The organism is Methylosinus sporium (genome assembly GCF_003113265.1).
Lineage (GTDB): Bacteria > Pseudomonadota > Alphaproteobacteria > Rhizobiales > Beijerinckiaceae > Methylosinus > Methylosinus sporium.
Genome location: NZ_PUIV01000008.1, coordinates 80634 through 102075, shown reverse-complemented (window position 1 = coordinate 102075; position 21442 = coordinate 80634). Strand labels below are relative to the sequence as shown.

Annotated in this window: 25 protein-coding genes; 8 read left to right on the top strand and 17 right to left on the bottom strand. The window is 67.3% G+C overall.

What is annotated here, in order from left to right; all coding sequences use genetic code 11:
* Nucleotides 1–459: 459 nt before the first annotated feature.
* Together C5689_RS08095 and olsB are read left to right on the top strand one after the other, a co-directional pair.
* Nucleotides 460–1440, top strand: coding sequence for an OmpA family protein (locus C5689_RS08095; protein ID WP_244594632.1), 981 nt, complete (start codon nucleotides 460–462; stop codon nucleotides 1438–1440).
* A 188-nt stretch (nucleotides 1441–1628) separates the two neighbouring features.
* Nucleotides 1629–2546 carry a l-ornithine N(alpha)-acyltransferase gene (olsB, locus tag C5689_RS08090; RefSeq protein WP_108916765.1) on the top strand — a complete coding sequence of 306 codons (918 nt, stop codon included), beginning with the start codon at nucleotides 1629–1631 and terminating at the stop codon, nucleotides 2544–2546.
* A 42-nt stretch (nucleotides 2547–2588) separates the two neighbouring features.
* On the opposite strand, the gene C5689_RS08085 is transcribed toward olsB, so the two are convergent.
* The gene (locus C5689_RS08085) at nucleotides 2589–3380 is read right to left on the bottom strand and encodes a DODA-type extradiol aromatic ring-opening family dioxygenase (protein ID WP_108916764.1); all 792 of its coding nucleotides are present in this window, start codon (nucleotides 3378–3380) and stop codon (nucleotides 2589–2591) included.
* Between the two features lie 123 nt (nucleotides 3381–3503).
* Here C5689_RS08085 and C5689_RS08080 point away from each other — a divergent pair, with 123 nt between their 5' ends.
* The 5 genes from C5689_RS08080 (at nucleotide 3504) to lpdA (ending at nucleotide 7679) form a co-directional block, all read left to right on the top strand.
* Nucleotides 3504–3710 carry a hypothetical protein gene (locus C5689_RS08080; RefSeq protein ID WP_244594631.1) on the top strand — a complete coding sequence of 69 codons (207 nt, stop codon included), beginning with the start codon at nucleotides 3504–3506 and terminating at the stop codon, nucleotides 3708–3710.
* Between the two features lie 310 nt (nucleotides 3711–4020).
* Entirely contained in the window at nucleotides 4021–4221 is a 201-nt protein-coding gene (rpmI, locus tag C5689_RS08075; protein WP_018264712.1) for a 50S ribosomal protein L35, read from the top strand.
* A gap of 46 nt (nucleotides 4222–4267) precedes the next feature.
* Nucleotides 4268–4633 (top strand): 50S ribosomal protein L20, encoded by a 366-nt coding sequence (rplT, locus tag C5689_RS08070; protein ID WP_018264711.1) that lies wholly within the window; start codon nucleotides 4268–4270, stop codon nucleotides 4631–4633.
* 39 nt (nucleotides 4634–4672) lie between these two features.
* Complete coding sequence (locus tag C5689_RS08065) at nucleotides 4673–5923, top strand: glycosyltransferase family protein (protein ID WP_108916763.1); 1251 nt, start codon at nucleotides 4673–4675, stop codon at nucleotides 5921–5923.
* Nucleotides 5924–6242: 319 nt separating this feature from the next.
* Entirely contained in the window at nucleotides 6243–7679 is a 1437-nt protein-coding gene (gene lpdA / locus C5689_RS08060) for a dihydrolipoyl dehydrogenase (protein WP_108916762.1), read from the top strand.
* A gap of 257 nt (nucleotides 7680–7936) precedes the next feature.
* Here the strand turns inward: lpdA and C5689_RS08055 are convergent, their stop codons facing one another.
* From C5689_RS08055 to C5689_RS08035, 5 genes are all read right to left on the bottom strand, one after another.
* On the bottom strand, nucleotides 7937–8305 hold the full coding sequence (locus tag C5689_RS08055; RefSeq protein WP_166142997.1) for a PRC-barrel domain-containing protein: 369 nt from the start codon (nucleotides 8303–8305) through the stop codon (nucleotides 7937–7939).
* 74 nt (nucleotides 8306–8379) lie between these two features.
* Entirely contained in the window at nucleotides 8380–9732 is a 1353-nt protein-coding gene (locus C5689_RS08050; protein ID WP_108916760.1) for an anion transporter, read from the bottom strand.
* Between the two features lie 14 nt (nucleotides 9733–9746).
* A complete protein-coding gene (locus C5689_RS08045) occupies nucleotides 9747–10958 on the bottom strand; it encodes an MFS transporter (protein WP_108916759.1) in 1212 nt (403 codons plus the stop codon).
* Nucleotides 10951–11415: a carboxymuconolactone decarboxylase family protein gene (locus C5689_RS08040; protein WP_108916758.1), complete on the bottom strand. Its 465-nt coding sequence runs from the start codon at nucleotides 11413–11415 to the stop codon at nucleotides 10951–10953. Before C5689_RS08040 ends, C5689_RS08045 begins: the two co-directional genes overlap by 8 nt.
* A complete protein-coding gene (locus C5689_RS08035; RefSeq protein WP_108916757.1) occupies nucleotides 11412–11831 on the bottom strand; it encodes a cupin domain-containing protein in 420 nt (139 codons plus the stop codon). The genes C5689_RS08040 and C5689_RS08035 overlap by 4 nt, the downstream gene beginning before the upstream one ends.
* A 95-nt stretch (nucleotides 11832–11926) precedes the next feature.
* Here C5689_RS08035 and pdxR point away from each other — a divergent pair, with 95 nt between their 5' ends.
* Nucleotides 11927–13333 (top strand): MocR-like pyridoxine biosynthesis transcription factor PdxR, encoded by a 1407-nt coding sequence (gene pdxR, locus C5689_RS08030; RefSeq protein ID WP_108916756.1) that lies wholly within the window; start codon nucleotides 11927–11929, stop codon nucleotides 13331–13333.
* A gap of 6 nt (nucleotides 13334–13339) precedes the next feature.
* Here the strand turns inward: pdxR and coaA are convergent, their stop codons facing one another.
* The 11 genes from coaA to C5689_RS07975 form a co-directional block, all read right to left on the bottom strand.
* A complete protein-coding gene (gene coaA, locus C5689_RS08025; protein WP_108916755.1) occupies nucleotides 13340–14305 on the bottom strand; it encodes a type I pantothenate kinase in 966 nt (321 codons plus the stop codon).
* Nucleotides 14302–14628: a phosphoribosyl-ATP diphosphatase gene (locus tag C5689_RS08020; protein WP_108916754.1), complete on the bottom strand. Its 327-nt coding sequence runs from the start codon at nucleotides 14626–14628 to the stop codon at nucleotides 14302–14304. Before C5689_RS08020 ends, coaA begins: the two co-directional genes overlap by 4 nt.
* The gene (hisF, locus tag C5689_RS08015) at nucleotides 14625–15398 is read right to left on the bottom strand and encodes an imidazole glycerol phosphate synthase subunit HisF (protein ID WP_108916753.1); all 774 of its coding nucleotides are present in this window, start codon (nucleotides 15396–15398) and stop codon (nucleotides 14625–14627) included. The genes C5689_RS08020 and hisF overlap by 4 nt, the downstream gene beginning before the upstream one ends.
* Nucleotide 15399: 1 nt before the next feature.
* Nucleotides 15400–16161 (bottom strand): 1-(5-phosphoribosyl)-5-[(5-phosphoribosylamino)methylideneamino]imidazole-4-carboxamide isomerase, encoded by a 762-nt coding sequence (hisA, locus tag C5689_RS08010; RefSeq protein WP_108916752.1) that lies wholly within the window; start codon nucleotides 16159–16161, stop codon nucleotides 15400–15402.
* Complete coding sequence (hisH, locus tag C5689_RS08005) at nucleotides 16149–16796, bottom strand: imidazole glycerol phosphate synthase subunit HisH (RefSeq protein ID WP_108916751.1); 648 nt, start codon at nucleotides 16794–16796, stop codon at nucleotides 16149–16151. Before hisH ends, hisA begins: the two co-directional genes overlap by 13 nt.
* Nucleotides 16793–17263, bottom strand: a complete 471-nt coding sequence (locus C5689_RS08000; RefSeq protein ID WP_108916750.1) for a DUF2628 domain-containing protein — start codon at nucleotides 17261–17263, stop codon at nucleotides 16793–16795. Before C5689_RS08000 ends, hisH begins: the two co-directional genes overlap by 4 nt.
* A 15-nt stretch (nucleotides 17264–17278) precedes the next feature.
* Complete coding sequence (gene hisB, locus C5689_RS07995; protein WP_108916749.1) at nucleotides 17279–17872, bottom strand: imidazoleglycerol-phosphate dehydratase HisB; 594 nt, start codon at nucleotides 17870–17872, stop codon at nucleotides 17279–17281.
* Nucleotides 17873–17995: 123 nt separating this feature from the next.
* On the bottom strand, nucleotides 17996–18439 hold the full coding sequence (locus tag C5689_RS07990; protein ID WP_108916748.1) for a very short patch repair endonuclease: 444 nt from the start codon (nucleotides 18437–18439) through the stop codon (nucleotides 17996–17998).
* On the bottom strand, nucleotides 18436–19611 hold the full coding sequence (locus tag C5689_RS07985) for a DNA cytosine methyltransferase (RefSeq protein ID WP_244594630.1): 1176 nt from the start codon (nucleotides 19609–19611) through the stop codon (nucleotides 18436–18438). The genes C5689_RS07990 and C5689_RS07985 overlap by 4 nt, the downstream gene beginning before the upstream one ends.
* Nucleotides 19612–19715: 104 nt before the next feature.
* Nucleotides 19716–20231: a hypothetical protein gene (locus tag C5689_RS07980; protein ID WP_108916746.1), complete on the bottom strand. Its 516-nt coding sequence runs from the start codon at nucleotides 20229–20231 to the stop codon at nucleotides 19716–19718.
* Nucleotides 20232–20532: 301 nt separating this feature from the next.
* Nucleotides 20533–21126, bottom strand: coding sequence for a prepilin peptidase (locus C5689_RS07975; protein WP_244594629.1), 594 nt, complete (start codon nucleotides 21124–21126; stop codon nucleotides 20533–20535).
* Nucleotides 21127–21442: the final 316 nt, after the last annotated feature.

The window sequence follows — 21442 nt, the reverse complement described above, 5'->3', positions numbered from 1 at the left end:
CCGCCCGCCAATGGCGCCGATAGCCTCCCTCCGACCGGACCCGCCGGCGCGCCGGCGCATCTCAGCGGACCGCATTCGGCGGCCCCGCCCGTAGGAAACCAGGGCGGCAATTTCCTGCCCTCCGCCGCTCCGCCCGGCGGAGGCGCGCCGCAGCCCAATAGCCCGCCGCCCGGAGGCCCGGCCGATCATGCGGGCGCCGGCGGACGCTTCCTGCCCCCGGGGGGCTCCGGCGCCGTTCCGCCCGCCACACCGTCCGCCGCAGCCCCGACCGGCATGGTCCCCAGCGCGGCAGCCCCCGGCGCCGCGGGCGCGGCTCATATTCCGCCCCAGGCCGGCGGCGCTCATGGAGCCGCTGGCCCGACTCCGCCTCTCGCCTCACAACCGGCTCCGCCTCTCGTCTCACAACCGGCTCCGCCTCTCGGCCCACCGCCGGCCCCGCCTCACGGCGGCGGGCCACGGGTGTCGCCGGCGGCTGCGGCGGCGATCGGCGCGGCGGCCGGCCTCGTCGGCGGCTTCGTGCTGAGCCAGCCCGGCGCGCATCGGCTAGACGATGTCCATGCCCGGCGCCAGCAATTCGAGCGTGACGGCGTGCTCGTCGTGCAGGAGCCCGGCCGCACCATCGTGCGCGAAGGCGGCGGCGCCTTCATCCGTCACGACGAGAACGAACGTTTCCGCGAGCTCGGCGGCAATTTGCGCAGCGAGCGTCACGGCGAGGAGTTTGTGAGCGTCTACGCCCGCCGCGATGGCGGCGAGGTGCTGACCTACACCGACGCCAATGGCGTGCTGCTGCGCCGCCTGCGCCGCTTCCCCGACGGCCGCGAGATCATTCTCATCGACAATGGCTTCCGCGGTCCGCCGCGCGGCTTTGCGGAGGAGGTGGTCGTGCTGCCGCCGCCGCCGGTGGAGATCGCGCCGGACGCCTATGTCGTCGATTACGGCGCCGCCGACGAACGTCTGATCTATGAGACGCTGACGGCGCCGCCGCTCGCGCCCATGCCGCGCCGCTACACGCTGGACGAGATTCGCTACAGCCCGTCTCTGCGCGCCTATACGCGCAGCGTCGATATAGACACGATCAATTTCGACACGGGCTCCTGGGCGATCACGCCGGATCAGGCGCAGCGTCTCGTATTGGTCGCTGAGGCGCTCAACGAGGCGATCAAGCGCGATCCCGCCGAAGTGTTCCTGATCGAAGGCCACACGGATGCGGTGGGCTCGGACGTCGACAATCTGTCGCTCTCCGATCGTCGCGCGCAGTCGGTGGCGACGATATTGTCGCGCGACTTCGGCGTGCCGCCGGAAAATCTGACGACGCAAGGCTATGGCGAGCAATATCTCAAAGTGCGGACGCAAGGCCCCTCGCGCGAGAATCGCCGCGTGACCGTGCGTCGAATCACGCCGCTGCTCTCCGGTCCGCAGGCCGAGACGCACCGACGCTGAGGAAAGACGAAAGAGACGGCGCGCATCTTCGCGCGCCGTCTCGATGAGCCGCCCGCGCGATGCGAGCCCGAAGGCTCGCAGTCCAAACGCCGCGCGTCGTCACAAAAGCTTCGCCCGCTCGTGATCTAACGCGCTGATCCGAAGCGCTCGAAAGCGCGAGCGCGACACGAGCGGAGACGATACGCGAAATGTGGGCGATCCACGCCGACGCCGGCCGCAAGATCATCGCCGGCGCTTTTCCCCTGCTGCAGCCGCAAAATCTCCTGAAGCCGAAAAAGAACAAGCATGGCGGACTCGACGGCGCGCTCGCGCGGCTCGGCTCGCTCGAGGTGCGGCTCGCCAACGGAAAAAAAGAAATCCGCAAGGCGCAGCGGCTGCGCTTCAAAGTGTTCTTTCGCAAGGGCGGCGCAATTCCCGACGCCAAAGCCGCGATCACGCGGCGCGACGCCGATCGCTTCGACAAATTCTGCGATCATCTCATCGTCATCGATCATGCGGCGCGCACGCGCTTCGGCAAGATCAAGCCCAAAGTGGTCGGGGCCTATCGGCTGCTACGCGACGATGTCGCGCAGAAGAAGAGCGGCTTCTATTCCGCTGGCGAATACGACATTGCGCCGCTCCTCGCCCGCCACGGTGGAACGCGTTTTCTCGAGCTCGGCCGCTCCTGCGTGCTCGAGCAATATCGCAGCAAGCGCACGATCGAGCTCTTGTGGCGCGGCATTCTCGCTTATGTGCGGCATTATCGCATCGATGCGATGATCGGCTGCGCGAGTCTCGAGGGCGCCAATCCGCTCGCCCATGCGGCGGCGCTGAGCTTTCTCGCGCATCATGCGCGCGCCGACGAGGATTGGCGCGTGAGCGCGCGGCGCGAAATGCATGTGCCGATGGAGATGCTGGCGAAAGAGGCCGTCGATCCGCGCAAGGCGATGAGCGCGCTGCCGCCGCTGATCAAAGGCTATCTGCGCTGCGGCGCCAAATTCGGCGACGGCGCCGTCGTCGATCGCAAGTTCAACACGACGGATGTGTTCGTCGTCTTGCGCGTCGCGGAGATCGAGGCGCGCTATCTCGATCATTTCGGACCGGCGGAAGCGCGCGACGCGGCGTGAACGGTCGAGCGGCCCTTCCCGACGCGCGATCGGGAATGGCTCTCAGCCGAAGGCGAAGCCGGAAATCGCCTTGCTCATGACCGCATCGCGAAAGACGCGGCGTCCGGCGTCCGCTCCAGCGGCGCCGGCGACGACCATCAGCGGCAGAAGATGCTCCTCGCGCGGATGGCACGCGCGCGCAAAAGGCGCCGCGCTCCACTGCGCGAGCAGCGCATTGCGCACCTCTGCGCTCGGCTTCGTCGCGGCCTCGGTCAGCCAGGCGTCGAAGCCGGCGGCGGCCTTCGCCTCGCCGTCGAAGAAAGTGTGCAGATTGTGGAAGCTGTTGCCGCTGCCGAGAATGAGAACGCCCTCATCGCGCAGAGGCTCGAGCGCCGCGCCGACGCCGATGTGAAAGGCGGGATCGAGATCGTCGCGCAAAGACAGAGTGAGAATCGGAATCGTCGCGCCGGGATCGACGATCAGCATGGGCACGAAGACGCCATGGTCGAAGCCGCGCGCGGCGTCCAGCGCCGTCTCGACGCCGGCCGCGGCCAGCAGGCCACGCGCCTGCTCGGCCAGTTCCGGCGCGCCGGGCGCGGGATAGCTCAGACGATAGGTGTGCTCGGGAAAGCCGTAGTAATCGAAGATCATGCCGGGCGCTCTCGCCGCGCCAAGAGTGACCCGCTTCTCCTCCCAATGCGCCGAGACGATGAGAATGGCGCGCGGACGCTCCGGCAGAGAGGCGAGCAGGCCGCTGAGATAGGCCTTCAGCCCGTCGAAGGCGCGACCCGAGGGGCCGTCGAGCCAGAAGCAGGGACCGCCGCCATGGGAGATGAAAATCGTCGGCTGCCGCATCGAAGCCTCCGCTGCAAGTGACCAGCAGATAGGCCGAGCGAGGCCGGGCCGCAACCGCGCGCCCTTTTCCTCGCCGCGCGCGCTTTTATATGAGCGCACCGAGGATTTCTGGAGGACGAAGCGATGGACTCCCAAATCACCGGATTGAAAGTGGCGGCGGTTGTTTTCGGCCTGATGGCGCTCGGACAGGCGGGGCGTCTGGCGACGCAGCCGGATATTCAGGTCGGCGGCTCCTCCATGCCGCTGTGGCCGAGCGCAGTGGCGCTGATCGTGCTGCTGGGCCTCTGCCTCTGGCTGTGGCGGCTGGCCAATCCGCGGCGCGGGGCGTAGACGGTCCAGAACGCCGGAAAGGCGCGAGGGCCGTGAATACACATCCTTTTGTTTCTCAGCTGCTTGGCGTGGATGGCCGGACAAGCCCGGCCATGACGGTCGCAGTGTCTCTGAATGTGTGACGCCGGTTTCTGCATTCACTTGCTCGTCCCGCCGGGCGGGCTTGCCAACCTCCTGTCTTTCCGCTTATAAGCCGCGCTTCCGAACCGCCCGGCCAGTGATGGGCTGCCGTGGCGGTTCTTTTCGCTCGCGCGAATAAAGCGCCGGGAGACCGGCGCGCAGAACAGGGCCTCGCGCCCAGGAGAGCAAAATGCCCAAGCTGAAGACCAAATCGGGCGCCAAAAAGCGCTTCAAGATCACCGGCACCGGCAAGGTGGTCTATGCCCAGAAGGGCAAGCGCCACGGCATGATCAAGCGCACCAACAAGCAGATCCGAAATCTGCGCGGGACCTCCGTCCTGTTCAAGACGGACGGCGACAACGTCAAGAAGTATTTCCTGCCCAACGGCTGAGCTTCTCCCCTTCCCCCGATTTCGGATTTCCTGAAAGGATCATGTCATGGCTCGCGTCAAACGCGGCGTCACCTCGCACGCCAAGCACAAGAAGACCCTGGATGCCGCCAAAGGCTTCTACGGCCGTCGCAAGAACACCATCCGCGCCGCCAAAGCCGCGGTCGACCGCTCGATGCAATATGCGACGCGCGACCGCAAGGCCAAGAAGCGCGTCTTCCGCGCCCTGTGGATTCAGCGCCTCAACGCCGCCGTGCGTGAGCTGGGCCTGACCTACAGCCGCTTCATCGACGGCCTCGCCAAGGCCGGCGTCACGGTGGACCGCAAGGTTCTGTCCGAGCTCGCCATCACCCAGCCGGAGGCCTTCAAGGCCATCGTCGAGAAGGCCAAGGCCGCGCTGCCGCAGACGGCCTGATCCATCGGCGCCGACGCTTCGACCCGGGAATCCTTTCGGATGAAATGGTATTCCTGCCTGAATGCGTCGGCTCTCGACCGCTATGCCGAGCATTTGCGCGTCGCCGTCCGCACGGCGATCGACATAGCGGGGCTCGAGCCGCATCTCGTCTTCGACGGCGAGGCGGACCGGCTCCGCGCCAGTCTCGGCCATGACGCGCCCGTCCATATCCACAGCCGGCGCTCCGGCCTCATCGAGGTCATAGAGGCGACGCCGGAGACGCCGGACTGGAGCCGCTCCATCGCCGCCGGCGCCTTTCTGCGGTTCGAGATTCCCCTCATCGAGACGAAGGACGAATTCGTCCTCTACACCGATTGCGACGTGCTGTTCGCGCGGCGGGTCGAGCTATCGCCGCTGCGGCCGCGCTATTTCGCCGCCGCGCCGCAGCACGAGCCGCATGAGTGGTCGCAATTCTGCTCGGGCGTGCTGCTCCTCAACATCCCGGCCATGCGCGCCGAATATGAGCCGCTGATGCGGCGGGCGCGGGATTTTCTCGGTCTCCCGCATCATTACGATCAGGAAGTCCTCAATGCGCATTTCGCCGGGCGCTGGGACCATCTGCCGCTCGCAATGCATTGGAAGCCCTATTGGGGCGTCGAATGGAGCGCATCCATCGTGCATTTCCACGGCCCCAAGGCGAAGGATGCGCGCCGTCTCGCGGCGGGGGCGCCGCCCGGCGACGATCTTCTCGGCCAGCTCTATCGGCGCGATCCGCGCGGCTATGCGCATTTTCTGCGCTTTCACGACATGGCCGCGCGCGCCCATGAGCACGGCGAGCGCATTGGTCCCGCGACGCTGGCGCCCTTGCGGCTCGAAGCGGCCATCGATTCCGGCGGCCGCGCTCTGCGCCGGCTCTGGTCCGGCCTGCGCGCTCTGGCGCCCGTAGCGCCGCACCACGGGGAGCCCACCCACAGGCTGCCTCCCGAAGCGACCTGCGCCGAAGTCGCGACGCTCGAGAATTTCGACGAGCGCGCCTATCTCTACGCCAATCCCGATGTGGCCGAATCGGTGCGGCGCGGCCGCATCCTCTCCGGTCGCGCGCATTTTGCGCGCTATGGCCGCATTGAAGGACGCGTGCAGATGATTCCGCACGACATCCTCGCGACGCCGGCGAATTTCGACGCCGAAGCCTATGTCGCGCGCAATCCCGATGTCGCTTTTCTGATCGCGCGCGGCCGCTATTCTTCCGCCCGCGCGCATTTCGAGCGGCGCGGGCGCGCCGAGCGGCGCCGGCAGCTGACGCGGCCCTGACGCCTCGCGCCTATGGCGCCCGGCGCGCGCATCGGCCACATAGGAGAGCGCTCGCGCTCGGACTGGCTCGAGCGACCCAAATTCGCTGCGAGCGATCGGATGAACGAGACGAGGCGCGTTTCCACCTCCCCCTAGAGGGGGAGGTCGAGCGCCGCAGGCGCTCGGGAGGGGATGACCGCCGAGTCTCGGCTGTAAACCCCACCCCGGATGGCTTCGCCATCCGACCCTCCGCCTGAAGGGGAGGGTGAGCAGCGCGCCTTTCCGCATCCACCCGAGCGCTCCGAGGCGAGAGACCGCCGAACGACTCGCGAGGGCTTCCATGGCCAATTCTTATGATCTCATCGTCATCGGCGGCGGGCCGGGCGGCTATGTCGCCGCCATCCGCGCCGCGCAGCTCGGGCTGAGGACGGCCATTGTCGAGCGCGAGCATTTGGGCGGCATTTGCCTCAATTGGGGCTGCATTCCCACCAAGGCGCTGCTGCGCTCGGCCGATGTCTTTCGTCTCGCGAAACATGCGAAGGATTTCGGCCTGCGCATAGAGGGCGAAGTCTCCTTCGACGCCGAGGCGCTGGTGAAACGCTCGCGCGCGGTCGCCGGGCGGCTCAACGCCGGCGTCGAGTTCCTGTGCAAGAAGAACAAGATCGATGTGATCTGGGGCGAGGCCGCGCTCGCCGCGCCGGGCGAGATTCGCGTCGCCGCGCCCAAGGGAACCGCGCGCCCGCAATTCCCCCGGCCGAAGAACATTCTCGGCGAAGGCGTCTATTCGGCCAAGCACATCATCATCGCGACCGGCGCGCGGCCACGCGCTCTGCCGGGCCTCGAGCCGGACGGCGAGCGCATCTGGACCTATTTCGAGGCGCTGCTGCCGCCTTCCATGCCGAAATCGCTGCTCGTCGTCGGCGGCGGCGCGATCGGCGTCGAATTCGCGTCCTTTTATTCGACCTTCGGGGCGCAGGTGACGCTGGTGGAGGCGCTGCCGCAAATCCTGCCGGCGGAGGACGCGGAGATCGCCGCGCTGGCGCGCAAATCCTTCGAGAAGCAGGGGATAAAAATCATCACCAGCGCCAAGCTCGCGAAGCTCGACAAGAGCGACAATGGCGTCGTTGCGACGATCGCGACCGAGAGCGGCGAGCAGAGCGTCGAGGCCGAGCGCGTCATCTCCGCCGTGGGCGTCGTTCCCAATAGCGAGGGGCTGGGGCTGGAGGCTCTGGGCGTGAAAACCGATCGCGGCGTCGTTCTCACCGACGGGTTCGGCCGCACCAATGTCTCAGGAATTTATGCGATCGGCGATGTCGCCGGCCCGCCCATGCTCGCCCATAAGGCGGAGCATGAAGGCGTCGTCTGCGCGGAGGCGATCGCCGGGCTGTCGCCGCATCCGATCGAGCGCACGCGCATTCCCGCCTGCACCTATTGCCATCCGCAGATCGCCTCGGTCGGCCTCACGGAAGCGGCGGCGAAAGCGGCCGGACATGAGCCGAAGATCGGACGCTTTCCCTATATCGCCAATGGCAAGGCCATCGCCATGGGCGAGACAGAGGGCCTGGTGAAGACCATCTTCGACGCAAAGAGCGGACGCCTGCTCGGCGCGCATCTCATCGGCGCGGAGGTGACGGAGCTGATTCAAGGCTTCGTGATCGCGATGAATCTGGAGACGACGGAGGCGGAGCTGATGGAGACCATTTTCCCGCATCCGACGCTATCGGAGACGATGCATGAGAGCGCGCTCGACGCCTTCGGGCGGGCGATTCATATTTGATGGGAGCGTGTCATCGTTTCGTGCTGAAAATAGAACCTCGAACAAGCGTTTCAGCCGAGGATGCAGTCGAGAGGGCCCCTCGAGCGCCGACATGAACGCGTCCCGGCCTGCCGCATCCAAAAGGATGACGTGGCAATCCGGGACGGGTTCGCGATTCTCCGTCGAACGCTGCTTCTTCGTACAGGAGCGTTTAGCCATTTTGCTCGGCTAACCCCGAAGACCGATATTGTCGAGGGTAGCGCCTGTGCGGCGCCTCGCTACCGCCCCGCGCCCTCCCAATAGGGAGCCGCGCCGTAATGGGCGTGGATGCGCGTCTCCCAGTCGCGATCGGCCCAGCTCGACTCGTCATATTCGGGCGCGTCCTCGAGCAGATGCTCGGTCACCGAGGTGACATAGCGGCGCTGATCGACGTCATAGCAGAGCGCATTCCAGGGCACGGCGTGATGCCCCTTGCGCAGGCACATGAAGCCGCAGAAGTTGACGATGGCGTAGCGCGCCTGGCCGGTCGCAGGATCGATCATCAGATGATCGATTTCGCCGATCTCCTTGCCGCTCTGATCGAAGACCTTCGCGCCGACGATATGCTCGCTCGAGATCATGTGGAGCTTCGGGATTGCGGTCGCCATTTTCGACCTCCCCTCGTGAGCCCCCGGCCCGCTCTGCATAAAAAACGCGGCGCGAGACGAAAAGTTGCCTCGCGTCACAGAAACCATGCGCCGAAGGCGATGGTGATCAGCGTCAGCGGCGCGCCGATCCTGAAATAGGCCCAGAAACCGATGGAGACGCCGGCGGCGCGGGCGCGCTCGGCGACGATGAGATTGGCGACGGAGCCGATGAGCGTCAGATTGCCGGCGAGCGTCGAAGCCATGGCGACGACGAGCCAGGCGCGCTGCGGATCGGCGGCGCCGGCGAGGAAAGGCTTCAACGCCAGCACCGCCGGCACATTGCTGACGAGATTGGAGAGAACCGCCGACACCACCGCCAGAACGCCGGCGTTGGCGAGATCGAAGCGGCCGATGGAAGCGACCGCCTCCGGCGTCAGCACAGTGGTCTCGAGTCCCTCGACGACGATGAACAGGCCGACGAACATCAAGAGCAGCGGCCAATCGATCTCGCGATAGACCTTCTCCGCCTTCACATGGCGCGTGACCAGCAGCAGCGCGCCGCCCACGATAGCGACCTTCGCCACCGGCTGGCCGGCGAAGAAGAGCGCCATCATGGCGAGCGTCACCAGCACGGATTTGACGACGAGAAAGCCGCGCGCACGCGCAGGCGCAGGCGCCGCGACGGGCAGAGGCTCCCGCGTGAGAAACTCGCCGCGGTAGAACAGCGCCACCAGAACGAAAGTGGCGAGCAGGCCAAAGGCGGCGACCGGCCACAGCGCCGCGGCGAAGGCGCCATAGGGAATATGCGACAGGCCGCCGATAATCATGTTCTGCGGATTGCCGGTGATCGTCGCCACGCTGCCGACATTGGAGGCCATGGGCACGGCGAGGAGATAGGGCAGCGGATCGCGTTTCAGGCGCTTCGTCAGCTCGAGCGTCAGTGGCGTCATCACCAGGCAGATGGCGTCATTGACGAGAAAGGCCGAGAAAGCGCCCGTCACCAGCACGATGGCGGCGAGCAGAGCGAGCGGCGTCTTCGCGCGCGCGACGACGAAATTGCTCGCCAAGCGAAAAAAGCCGGAGAGGCGCAGATTGGCGACGACGATCATCATGCCGAGCAGAAGAGTGATCGTGTCGAAATCAATGGCGCGATAGGCCGCGTCCAGCGGCAGCACGCCGAGCCCGACCATGAGGCTGGCGCCGAGCAGCGCCGCGCCGGCGCGATCGAGCCGCAGCCCCGGCGCCTCGCCGAGCGCGATGACGACATAGGTCCCCGCGAAGACGATGATGGCGATAGCGTGCGTCCAGGCCGGCGACGCGCCGCCGGCGAGCAGCGCCGGAAGCGAGGCGAGCAGCGTCGCGCCGGCCGAGGCCGCGAGCGCGCCGACGAAGACGAGCGCGACCGCCAGCAGCGCCGCGACAAAGGGCGAGCGTTCTCTTTCAGCCATTCGGACTCACGCGTTCAAGCGGCGGATCGCTCTGGCTTAGCGCTTTCCGGCATGCCGAGCCAGAGCAGCAGAAAAGCGAGCGCCGCGACGGCGGAGAGAAACAGAAAAGCGACGTTGAAACCGGCAGTGTCGACGAGCGCGCCGGCGACCACATTGCTGAGCGCGGCGCCCGCGCCCCAGCATGCGCCGGAGGCGCCGAGCGCGAGGCTGTAATGGCCCGTCCCCTCGGTGAGATCGTCGATCACGATGAAGAACAGAGCGCCGAACAGGCCTGCGCCGACGCCATCGAGCAGTTGGATGGAGACGAGATAGGCCGGATCGTCGAAAAATGTGTAGAGCAGCCCGCGGATCGGCAGCGCGGCGAAGCCAGCGAGCAGCAGCGGCTTGCGGCCCCAGAGATCGGCTTTCGCGCTGACGAGGGCGGCCATGGGAATCATCACCGCCTGGGCGGCGATGATGCAGGCGGCCATGAACAGCGAGCCGGTCTGGTCGCGCCCCTCGCTCAACCTTTCGCCGACGAGCGGCAGCATTGCGGCGTTGGCGAAATGAAACAGCGTGATCGCCGCGGTGAAGATCAGCAGCGGGCGCGATTCGAAGATCACGCGCAGCCCGCTCGGGCGCGCGCCATCGTCGGGGTCGTCGTCGCCGTCCGCGAGACCGCGCGCGGCGCGATGGTCGATCTCGCTCGCGTCGATCATCACCAGCGCGAGGGCGCTGGCGCAGGCGAGCAGCACGACGAGCCAGAGCACGGCGACCGGCGCGATCAGCCAGCCGGCGAGCCCGGCCGCGATCGCCGTCACGACATTGCCGGCATGGTTGAAGGCTTCATTGCGGCCGACGCGCTCGGCGAAGAACGCGCGGCCGACGACGCCGAGGCTGATCGCCGCTATGGCCGGCGGAAACACAGCGTCGCAGGCGCCGATGATGGTCTGCGCCGCGGCCGCGGGCCAGAAAAACGGAAAAAGACCGAGCGCCGCAGTGCCCGCCGCGACGAGCAGCGCGCCCGCGGCGATGAGCCCGCGCTTGCCGAGCGTCCAATCGACCAGCGCGCCGGCAGGGGCGCGCGCCGCCACTGTCGCCGCGCCGGCGATGGTCATGATGACGCCGATATGGGTGGCGTCCCAATGCTGGCTCGACCACAGATAAATGGCCAGAAACGGCCCGACGCCGCTCTGCACATCGGCGAGCAGAAAGCTCACCCAGTCGAGCCCTCTCTCGCTACGCATGGCTCGCGGCGCGCTTCACCGCGGCGGGCGTCGCGCGAAAGGAGATGGCCATGCGATTATAGGCGTTCATCAGGCTGATCGCGAGAGTGAGATCGGCGAGCTCCTTCCCGGAGAATTGCGCCGAGACCGCCGCGAATTCCGCGTCCGGCACGGTGGTCTCGGCGACTTTCGTCACCGTCTCCGCCCAGGCGAGAGCGGCCCGCTCACGCTCCGAGAACAGCGCCTCCGCCTCGCGCCAGACCGAGACCAGCGCGAGCTTTTCCACGGAAAAGCCTTCAGCCACGAGCGCGCGCGTATGCAGATCGAGACAATAGGCGCAGCCGTTGATCTGCGAGACGCGCAGATAGACGAGCTCGGCGAGCGCCTTGCCGAGGCTCGCGCCGACATAGCTATGCACGGCGCCGAGCGCCTTCATGCCCTCGGGCGCAGCGTGATTGTAATCGAGGCGGCTGGTCATTCTCTCTCTCCTGCATCGGGAAGGGTCAGAAGCGTCTCGCTCGAATCGACGACGAATATAGCGAGCAATCGCGCCGGCTCTGTGTCGCTCGCGTTCTCGCTCACCACATGGCGCGCGCCCGGCGGCTCGAACCAACTCTGGCCGGCGCGGAAAAGTTCCGCCGCGCCCGCGTCCGTGGCGCTGCGCATCGCGCCAGCGAGCACATAGGCGTAGATGAATCCGGAAGCGGCGTGGCGATGCGGCGGCGATTTGCCGCCGGGCGGATAGACGACCAGCACGCTGACGAGGCTCTTGCCGGGCAGATTTGGAATTTCCGCGCGCGACAGCAGAGTGACCTGCGGGCCGGAGGCGTCATGCGCCGCGGCGGGCGGCGCGAGGGCGAGCAGACCGAAGAGAAAAAATGCGACAGGGCGCATGGCTGGGCTCCATCATTCGGGGCGAGCGGACCATGCACGCCATTCGAGCCAGAAAAAAGCATCGAGATTCGAGCAAATTCTTGTACCATTCGCCGATGCAGCCGCTGCCGATCGACATTGACCGCAAGGCGAAGACGCCTCTCTCCGAGCAGATCTACGCCGCCATTCGCGCGGCCATCGTCGAGCAGCGGCTCGCGGCCGGCGCGCGCCTACCCTCCTGGACCGATCTCTCCGCTCAGCTCGGCGTCGCGCGCGGCACCACGCGAGCGGCCTATGAGCGGCTCGTCGACGAGCAATTGGCGGAGGCCGACGGCGCGCGCGGCACCCGCGTCGCCGAACGCCCGCCTCTGGACCCGAGGCAGGCCGAGGCGCCCGCTGCGCCGCCCCTGTCATGGCCGTTTCAGGATTACGAGCGCGCGCCGCTGCTCTTTCGGCCCTGCCTTCCGGCGCATGACGCCTTTCCACATGCGCTATGGTCGCGGCTCTCGGCGCAGGCCGCCCGCGCCGCTGCCGCCGCGCCGCTCGCCTATCCCGATCCGCGCGGCGAGATCGAGCTGCGCCGCACGATCTGCGCCTATCTCGCCGTAGCGCGCGGACTCCATTGCGCGCCGGAGCAGGTGATCGTGACGACGGGCTATTTCGGCGCGCTCGGCCTCGCGCTGCGCGCGCTGCCGCTCGCGGGGCGCGAGGTCTGGCTCGAAGAGCCGGCCTTTCCCGTCACGCGCGAGGCGCTGCGTTTCGCCGGATTGGAGGCCGTCCCCGTCCGGGTCGACGCGCAGGGCCTCGATGTCGCCGAGGCCGTCCGGCGAGCGCCGCGCGCCGCTCTCGCCGCGGTAACGCCGAGCCAGCAGGCGCCGCTCGGCATGGCCATGTCGCTTCCGCGTCGGCTCGCGCTGCTGCGCTGGGCGAGCGAGACGGGCGCTCATGTGATCGAGGATGATTATCTCGGCGAATTGCAGCTCGACGGCCGCGCCGCGCCAGCGCTCGCCTCGCTCGACCGCGACGGCCGCGTCGTCTACGCCGGCACATTCAGCAAGACGATGAGCCCCGCGCTGCGGCTCGGCTTCCTCATCGCGCCGCCGGCGCTCGCCGCCCGCTTCGCGCAGATCGCCGCCTGCCTCGCTCCGGCGCCAGCCCCTGCAACGCAGCGCGCGGTCGCAGCCTTCATCGCCGAGGGGCATTTCCTGCGCCATTTGCGGCGCATGAAACGCCTCTATGCAGCGCGACGACATGCGCTGACGATCGCGCTACGCGAAGCGGCGGGCGAAGACGCGAAGATTTCCGCCTGCGCCCTCTCATTGAAGCTCGATCTGCCGGAGGACGCCGACGATCTCGCCATCGCCGCGCGCGCCGTCGCCGCGGGATTGGCGCCGGCTCCCCTGTCGCCATGGTATGCGGAAGAGCCGCGGCCGCGCGGCCTGCTGCTCGGCGTCGCCAATATTCGCGAGGCCCGCCTCGCGGAAGATTGCCGACGGCTGCTCGCGCTCGCGCGCGACGGCTGACGCGCGTCACAGCTTCCGCAGCGCGACTTCCTCTATGCGATGGTCCGCGCCTTTGGTCAGCACCAGGCTGGCGCGCGGGCGCGTCGGCGAAATGTTGCGGCGCAGATTTTCGAGATTGATGCGCGTCCAAATATCTTTGGCGACGCGCATCGTCTCCTCGTCATCGAGATCCGCGTATTTCTTGAAATAGGAGAGTGGATCGCGGAAGGCCGTCTCGCGCAGGCGCTGGAAGCGCTCCACATACCATTGCTCGAGCACGCTCTCCTCGGCGTGGAGATAGACCGAGAAATCGAAGAAATCCGAGACGAAGGGAATCTCGCGCCCATCGCCGCGCGGACGGCTGGCGAGCAGCACATTCACGCCTTCTACGATGAGAATGTCCGGCCGATCGACATAGAAGAATTCATCGGGCACGACGTCATAGGTCAGATGCGAATAGACCGGCGCCGCGACATTGCGCTGGCCGGCCTTCACATCGGAGAGAAAGCGCAGCAGCGCGCGATTGTCATAGCTCTCGGGAAAGCCCTTCTTGTCCATCAGCCCGTCGCGCTCGAGCACGGCGTTTGGATAGAGAAAACCATCGGTGGTGACGAGCTCCACCTTCGGCGTGTTGGGCCAGCGCGACAGCAACGCCTTGAGGATGCGCGCCGTCGTGGATTTGCCCACGGCGACCGAGCCGGCGACGCCGATAATGTAGGGCATCTTGCCGTCCTCGGCGCCCAGAAACCGCTGCGTCGCTTTGAACAGGCCTTGCGTCGCCGCGACATAGAGCGCGAGCAGGCGCGAGAGCGGCAAATAGATCTCGATGACCTCTTCCAGCGAGATCGGATCGTCGAGCGATTTGAGCCGCGTGAGATCGTCGATCGTGAGCGTGAGCGGCGTGTCGGCGCGCAGGCTCGCCCATTCGGCGCGGGTGAAGCGCCGATAGGGCGACAGCGCGACGCCGGCTCCCAGATAAGCCTCGGCGTTCATTTCCGCTCTCCGCGCGACGCTTTTTCCGCATGGCCGGATTGGACCGTGCGCGTCTCCAGCTCGGCGAGAACTTCCGCGAGCGTGACGCCGCCCGCTTCCAACAGCACGAGCAGATGATAGAGCGTGTCGGCGGCCTCGCTCGTCAGATTTTTGCGGTCGCCCTCCATGGCGGCGATGACGGTCTCCACCGCCTCCTCGCCGAATTTCTTGGCGATGCGGGGCGTTCCGGCCTCGAACAAGCTCTTGGTGTAGGACTGCGCGGCGTCTGCGCCTCGCTTCGATGCGATGATTCGGGAGAGATCGGCGAGAGAAAAATCGCTCATGAGGGCTCCAGGCCGTCGAGACGCATCGGTATGCCCGCTTTCGCCATATATCGCTTCGCCTGCGGGATGGTGAACTCGCCGAAGTGGAAAATAGACGCCGCGAGAACGGCGGAAGCATGGCCTTCGCGCACGCCTTCGACGAGATGATCCAGCGTCCCGACGCCGCCCGAGGCGATGACCGGCACGTCGACGGCGTCCGCCACGGCGCGCGTCAGCTCTATGTCGAAGCCGATTTTGGCGCCGTCACGATCCATGGAGGTGAGCAATATCTCGCCGGCGCCGAGGCTCGTGACCTCCTTGGCGTATTCGACCGCATCTATGCCCGTCGGGCGGCGGCCGCCATGGGTGAAGATCTCCCAATGATCTCCGATGCGCTTGGCGTCTATGGCGACGACGATGCATTGCGAGCCGAATTTCTCGGCCGCCTCGCGCACGAATTGACGATCCGCCACAGCGGCCGAATTGATCGAGGCCTTGTCGGCGCCGGCGAGCAGGAGATTGCGAATATCGTCCTCGACGCGCACGCCGCCGCCAACGGTGAGCGGCATGAAGCAGGCCTCCGCCGTGCGCTGCACGACGTCGAGCATGATGCCGCGATTCTCGTGGCTCGCGGTGATATCGAGAAAGCACAGCTCGTCGGCGCCGGCGGCGTCATAGGCGATGGCGCATTCGACCGGATCGCCGGCGTCGCGCAGATCGACGAAATTGACGCCTTTGACGACGCGGCCCTCTTTCACGTCCAGGCAGGGGATGACGCGGGATTTGAGCATTCTATCCCTCGTTCGTCGACGCCTGCCGGGACTGGCGGATCAGCGCCAGCGCTTCCGCCGGATCGAGCCGCCCGTCATAGAGCGCGCGGCCGGTGATCGCGCCCGCGAGCTTTTTGCAGTCGGGTTGCAGCAGCCGCTCTATATCCGCGAGCGAAGCGAGGCCGCCCGAGGCGATGACCGGAATGCTCAGCGCATCGGCGAGCGCCAGCGTCGCCTCTATGTTGAGGCCCTTCAGCACGCCGTCGCGCGAAATGTCGGTGTAGACGATGGCGGCGACGCCGGCGTCCTCGAAGCTGCGCCCCAAATCTTGCGCCGAGACATGGGTGCGGCGCGCCCAGCCTTCGACGGCGACGAAGCCGTCCTTGGCGTCAATGCCCACCGCTATGCGGCCCGGATAGAGCCGCGCCGCCTCGCGCACCAAAGTCGGGTCGCGCACCGCGGCCGTGCCGATGATGACGCGCGAAATCCCCTTATCGAGCCAGCGCGAGATGGTGCGCATCTCGCGAATACCGCCGCCGAGCTGCACCGGAATCTTTATGTTGGCGAGAATGCCCTCGACGGCGAGCGCGTTCATCGGCGCGCCGGCGAAGGCGCCGTCGAGATCGACGACATGCAGATATTCGAAGCCTTGCGCGGCGAAGGCCTGCGCCTGCGCGGTCGGATCGTCGTTGAACACGGTCGCCGAGGACATTTCGCCTTCGACGAGGCGCACGCATTGACCCTCTTTGAGATCGATCGCAGGAAACAGGATCACGGACGCCACCTCAGAAAATTCGCGATGAGCGCGAGGCCGAGCCTCTGGCTCTTCTCGGGATGGAATTGCGTGCCGACGAGATTGTCACGCGCCACCGCCGCGGTCAGCGGAGCGCCGTAATCGGTCGTCGCCACGATATGGTCGGGCGATGTAGGCAGGAATTGGTAGGAGTGCACGAAATAGGCGTGCAGCCCGTCCTTTCCGGTGGGGATGCCGGAAAAGAGCGCATGCGGGCGCGTCAGCTCCAGCGTGTTCCAGCCCATATGGGGAATTTTCAGGCTCTTATCCGCGGGCTCGATGACCGCGACATCGCCGGCGATCCAGCCGAGACCTGCCGCCTCGCCATGCTCGAGGCCGCGCGTCGCCATCAGCTGCATCCCGACGCATATTCCGAGGAACGGCCGGCCGCGCTCGATCACCGCCTCGCGCAGCGCCTCGTCCAGCCCGGCGAGGGCGGAGAGGCCGCTGCGGCAGTCGCGAAAGGCGCCGACGCCCGGCAAGCAGATGCGCTCTGCCCGGCGCACGACATCCGGATCATTGGTGACGGTGATCTCCGCCCACTCCCCTTCCCGCGCAGCGCGCTCGAAGGCCTTGGCGGCGGAGTGCAGATTGCCCGATCCGTAATCGATGATCGCCGTGGTCACGCGCGCGGCTCCTCGAAAAGGCCGCCGATGACCGAACGCATCGCCGCCCGGCCGCCGGACGGCGGCGCGGTCGTCGGGAGGACGCCGGAGGGGCGCCAATTGGCGAAAAACACGTCCTCGGCCTCATCGATCCTAGCCGCGACCATTACGGCGCTCTCCGTGTAACCCTTGCGTTCGAGCGACCAGGCGACGAGCCGCGGCCCCTCGAGGCCGAGCAGCAGGCCGAGCGCCAGCTGCAAGACCGAGACCGCCGCGGGATTGATCCCCAGAGCCGCGCCGCCGCCGAGGATCAGCACGAGCGCGGCTGTCCATAGGACGGCCGGCAGCCACGCCCGCCGCCACAACAGCCACAAAGGCCCGAAGAGAAAGGCCGGCGTCGAGAAGCCGTCGCGCAGAAAAACGATTCGCTCCGGCGGCGGAGCCTCGCCCGGCGCGGCCTTGGGTATAAGGACGGTGTAGACGGCCATAGGCCCGCCTCCCTTTCAGCCGGTGAGCGTGCCTTTGGTGGAGGGCACCACGCCGCCGCGGCGCGGATCGGGCGCCGTCGCCTTGCCCAGGGCGCGGGCGAAGCCCTTGAAGCAGCACTCCGCGATATGATGCGAATTGACGCCGCGCAGCGCCTCCACATGCAGGCCGATACGCGCATTGGTGGCGAAAGCCTGGAAGAACTCGCGCACCAACTCCGTGTCGAACTCGCCGATCTTGGCCGCCGGAAAGGCGACGCCGAAGACGAGGAAAGGCCGGCCGGAGACGTCCACCACGACGCGGGAGAGCGCCTCGTCCAGCGGCACATGGGCGTCGCCATAGCGGGCGATGCCCTTGCGGTCGCCGAGCGCCTGATCCACCGCCTTGCCGAGCGCAATGCCCACATCCTCGACCGTATGATGGCCGTCTATGTGCAGATCGCCCTTGGCCGCGACGGTGAGGTCGAGCGGCGCATGGCGCGCGATCTGGTCGAGCATATGGTCGAAAAAGCCGATCCCGGTCGAAATATCGGATTTGCCCTCGCCGTCGAGATCGACGGCGACGGCGATACGGGTCTCTTTCGTGTCGCGCTCGTATTTGGCGCTGCGCATGGCTCGACTGGCTCGCGGTGAATCTCGAGGGGCTGGAACGGAATATAGACCGCTCCCTGCGCGGCTTGTAGCAATTCGACGGGCGCATGGCCAGAAGCGTGGGCGATCGGCGTGAACCGCCCTCTACCGCTTCTCGTCCAATTGTCCCCGCCCCCACAGCCCGGCGAGCCGGGCGACGCGCTCTTTCAGGCGGGGCGGGTCCAGCGCCTCGCACTCCCACAGGATCGCGACGCGAAACCCTAACGCCCTCAGAGCCTTGGCCTTGCGGGCGTCGCGGGCGCGATTGGCGGCGAATTTTTCCAGCCAGAAGGCGTTGTTTTGTTTGGGGATCGTGCCACGGCGGCAATTCTTGTGATGGTGCCAGAAGCAGCCATTGACGAAGAGCGCCCAGCGCCGGCTGCGATTGGCGAAATCCGGCGCGCCGGGCAGGCCCTTGGCGTTGCGCCGATAATGGAGCCCGGCCAGCCGCAGCGCCGCGGCGACGGCCTCCTCCGCTCCGGTGCGGGCCTGCCGCACCCGCTTCATCAGCGCCGAGCGCGCCGGATCGCTAGCCGGCGGCGTCCTCATTGGGCGGCGGCGAGGCCGGGGCGGACGCGCATCGCCTCGAGATGGGCGGCCACCGCCTCCCGAAAGCCGGGCTCGAATCGCAGCTTCGCCCGCATGGCGCGGGCGAGGAAGCCGGCGCTGGCGCGCTCGGATAGCGGCTTGCCCTCATGCTTCAAGAATAGATGCAGAGGCTCGCGCTCGCGCCAGACGGGAAAGGCCGAAATCTCGACGCCGATGCGCCGCTCGCCGTCATAGCGCGCGGCGCGGGGCCAGCGGGCGCCCTCCTCCAAAACCGCGCCGTCGCGGGCCGGATCATAGCGCCCCGGCGCCTCGAGCCGGCCGCCGACCCATTCCGCGACTGGAGTGCTCACCGCATTGCCGACGAGCGACCAGCGCCAGCCGGGACGGCCCAGCGCCTCGGCCGGCGCGGTCCAGTCGGCCGGAAAACCCTGCAGCCGCTCGGCGTCGCGAATATCGGGCGTCACCACCTCGCCGGAAGGCAAGAGAATCGCCGGCGGCGAGGCGATGCCGAGCGTCGAGCCGTTCTTCAATGTCGGCACGCAATCTTGTCCCCAGCCGAGGCCGCGCACGCCCTCCGTCCAATAAAAGCCGTGGGCGTGCGTCGCCAGCGCCGTCGCGCGTGGACGCGGCGTCGCCTCGTCCACCAGCAGAATGTCGGAAGGATCGGCGAGGCGGGAGGCCAGAAACAGCACGCGCTCGCGCCGCTGCGGCAGAAAGGCCAGCGTGTTGACGACGCGATAGGCCCAAAGATAGCCGCGCTCCTCGAAGGCCGAGACCAGCCGCGCCATGGCGAGTCCGCGATCGAGACTCAGCATGAAGGAGACATTCTCGAGCAGCGCATGGGGCGCGCGCGTCGCGTCGAGCAGGCGGAACACGTGGCTGACCAGCGAGGACTTGCGCCCGCCGATGCCCTGCGTGCGGCCGGCCTGGCTCAAATCTTGGCAAGGGAAGCCGGCGGTGACGAGTTCCGTCTCGCCCGGCAGAGCGCGCAGCGCGGCGACGTCGCCGACATTGGGCGTCTCCGAAAAATGCGTCGCGAGCACGCGCGCGGCGAGCGGCCAATTTTCGGAGACCATGACGCATTCATGTCCGGCGCGGGCGAGACCGAGCTCGAGCCCGCCGACGCCAGCGAAGAGGCCGACGATTTTCATGGGCGGCGGAAGACGCGACAAATGGCGATTCGTCTGTGCATGAAACGGAGTTGACCGCCGAGGGCGAAGCGCTGTCAAGCCGTCCTCCGTCGCGATGGAAAGCCTGCCTCTCCTGTTTTTGCGCGTCACTCGACGAATGGCGCCGCGCGCAGACGTCGGCGCCGCTCCGCCGACGACTCGCGCGTCATCGGCGGCGCCGGCGCGCGCATCGCCGACGCATCGACGTCGACGATCGCCTCGTCGCGAGAGTGCGAAACTTCCGCCGCTCGCTCGGCCTTCGCCCGGAAGCGGCCGACCGGACCGATCGGCGCGAAGCCTTCTGAAACAGGCTTCGCCGGCTCGATCGCGCGGGAAATCGGCAGCGCCGCGAACATGCGCGGCGGCGTCTCGACCGCGAGTATGGGCGTGGCCGACGGCTCGCGGCCGCCGACGGCGATTTCGACGCCGAGCAATGTCGGCCGATAGGACTCCCCGGCGTCGGCGTCCTTCTCGCAGAGACGATATTTCGACTGGCATTTCCGACGCGTCGCGAAGCTTTGGACCTTCTCGCGCAATTCGACCTGCGAATTGGCGAAAGCGTTCTTGCAGCCGTCTCGCGAGAAGCGCCCCGAAGCGATGCAGGCCCCCGGCGTGGCGAACAAATAGGACGCTCCCGCATCTGCCGCCGACGCGACGAGGCAAGCCGGCGCGACCGCTGCGAAAACGCATAAAATACGCGACCTGCGCCCCGCCCTCCCGAAGAGGCGGCGCCCCGGCCGGAACGACGCCGATGACATCACCGCTCGCTCATTCGCTATTCGGCGCCATCGCGCCCGGAACGACGCCAGGCTACCATCCGCCCTAGCGCTGCGCCAGAGCCTCGTTCGACTTCGCGGGGCCTTCGGCGCCGATGACGTTCTCCCGCTCGCCACACATGGCGAGAGCAAGCATCGCGAGAGCATGTCAAAACCCGCTCTGAGCCGTCTCGAGCGGCCCGAGGCTCCAACCGAGCCAGAAGCCGAGCGCGAGATGCGGGCCGAAGGGAATTGGCTGCGCCATTTGCGCGAGCCTGCCGTTCCGCGCCGCGATGAGGGCAGAGAGGAACGCTGAAACGACCGCAATGAGCAGACATCCGGGCAGAGCCGCCGGCCCCAGCCACAGGCCGGCGAGGCCCAGCAGATGCGCATCGGCGAGGCCGAGCCCTGCGCGTCCTCGCAGCAGTCGATAGGCGGCGTCGATCGCCCGCAATGTCCCATAGCCGCCGGCCGCCGCCGCTAGACGCAGCGCGGCCTCGCCGCCATCGGAGGGCAGGATGGCGAGGCCCTGCAGCAGCAGGACGATCAGCGGCCCATCGGGAATGATGAGAAAACGCGCATCGAAAACGGCGGCGAGCGCCAGGGCGCCGAACAAGACCAGCGTCGGCGCCGCCCACCATCCGAGCTGCGCGAAATCGAAACAGGCGACGGCGAGGCCGGCGAGCGCGAGCCAGCCGACATGCGTCAGCGCGCCCCCCTCTCCGCGCGCGATGACGATGGAGACCGCTGTTTCGGCGAGCACGACGCGGCGACGCGCCGAAATATTCAAATATCGACGAATATCTCGCAGCCGAAGGCCGAGACCGGATGACGCGCTTCGTCGAGAATCTTGCTCCAGCATCGTCCGCGAGACAGGGCGTCGAAAGAGAGGGCTCAGCGCGACGTCATGCTCGCGGAGCCGCGCATCGAAACGACCCGTTCCGAATCGATGTCGCCGACGCCGCGACGCCAGCGCGCAGCGAATTCTTTTTTAAGAGAAAGCCGCCGCCCGATCAAGGAAGCGCTCTCGACAAAAAGCGCGCCATTCTGCGCCTCGCGGTCGGGCGATCGGCGATCTC

Excerpts from the sequence above, each read along its gene's own strand:
- olsB (WP_108916765.1), top strand. The coding sequence starts at position 1,629 with ATGTGGGCGATCCACGCCGACGCCGGCCGCAAGATCATCGCCGGCGCT.
- C5689_RS08085 (WP_108916764.1), bottom strand. The coding sequence starts at position 3,380 with ATGCGGCAGCCGACGATTTTCATCTCCCATGGCGGCGGTCCCTGCTTC.
- C5689_RS08080 (WP_244594631.1), top strand. The coding sequence starts at position 3,504 with ATGGACTCCCAAATCACCGGATTGAAAGTGGCGGCGGTTGTTTTCGGC.
- rpmI (WP_018264712.1), top strand. The coding sequence starts at position 4,021 with ATGCCCAAGCTGAAGACCAAATCGGGCGCCAAAAAGCGCTTCAAGATC.
- rplT (WP_018264711.1), top strand. The coding sequence starts at position 4,268 with ATGGCTCGCGTCAAACGCGGCGTCACCTCGCACGCCAAGCACAAGAAG.
- C5689_RS08065 (WP_108916763.1), top strand. The coding sequence starts at position 4,673 with ATGAAATGGTATTCCTGCCTGAATGCGTCGGCTCTCGACCGCTATGCC.
- lpdA (WP_108916762.1), top strand. The coding sequence starts at position 6,243 with ATGGCCAATTCTTATGATCTCATCGTCATCGGCGGCGGGCCGGGCGGC.
- C5689_RS08055 (WP_166142997.1), bottom strand. The coding sequence starts at position 8,305 with ATGGCGACCGCAATCCCGAAGCTCCACATGATCTCGAGCGAGCATATC.
- C5689_RS08050 (WP_108916760.1), bottom strand. The coding sequence starts at position 9,732 with ATGGCTGAAAGAGAACGCTCGCCCTTTGTCGCGGCGCTGCTGGCGGTC.
- C5689_RS08045 (WP_108916759.1), bottom strand. The coding sequence starts at position 10,958 with ATGCGTAGCGAGAGAGGGCTCGACTGGGTGAGCTTTCTGCTCGCCGAT.
- C5689_RS08040 (WP_108916758.1), bottom strand. The coding sequence starts at position 11,415 with ATGACCAGCCGCCTCGATTACAATCACGCTGCGCCCGAGGGCATGAAG.
- C5689_RS08035 (WP_108916757.1), bottom strand. The coding sequence starts at position 11,831 with ATGCGCCCTGTCGCATTTTTTCTCTTCGGTCTGCTCGCCCTCGCGCCG.
- pdxR (WP_108916756.1), top strand. The coding sequence starts at position 11,927 with ATGCAGCCGCTGCCGATCGACATTGACCGCAAGGCGAAGACGCCTCTC.
- coaA (WP_108916755.1), bottom strand. The coding sequence starts at position 14,305 with ATGAACGCCGAGGCTTATCTGGGAGCCGGCGTCGCGCTGTCGCCCTAT.
- C5689_RS08020 (WP_108916754.1), bottom strand. The coding sequence starts at position 14,628 with ATGAGCGATTTTTCTCTCGCCGATCTCTCCCGAATCATCGCATCGAAG.
- hisF (WP_108916753.1), bottom strand. The coding sequence starts at position 15,398 with ATGCTCAAATCCCGCGTCATCCCCTGCCTGGACGTGAAAGAGGGCCGC.
- C5689_RS08000 (WP_108916750.1), bottom strand. The coding sequence starts at position 17,263 with ATGGCCGTCTACACCGTCCTTATACCCAAGGCCGCGCCGGGCGAGGCT.
- hisB (WP_108916749.1), bottom strand. The coding sequence starts at position 17,872 with ATGCGCAGCGCCAAATACGAGCGCGACACGAAAGAGACCCGTATCGCC.
- C5689_RS07990 (WP_108916748.1), bottom strand. The coding sequence starts at position 18,439 with ATGAGGACGCCGCCGGCTAGCGATCCGGCGCGCTCGGCGCTGATGAAG.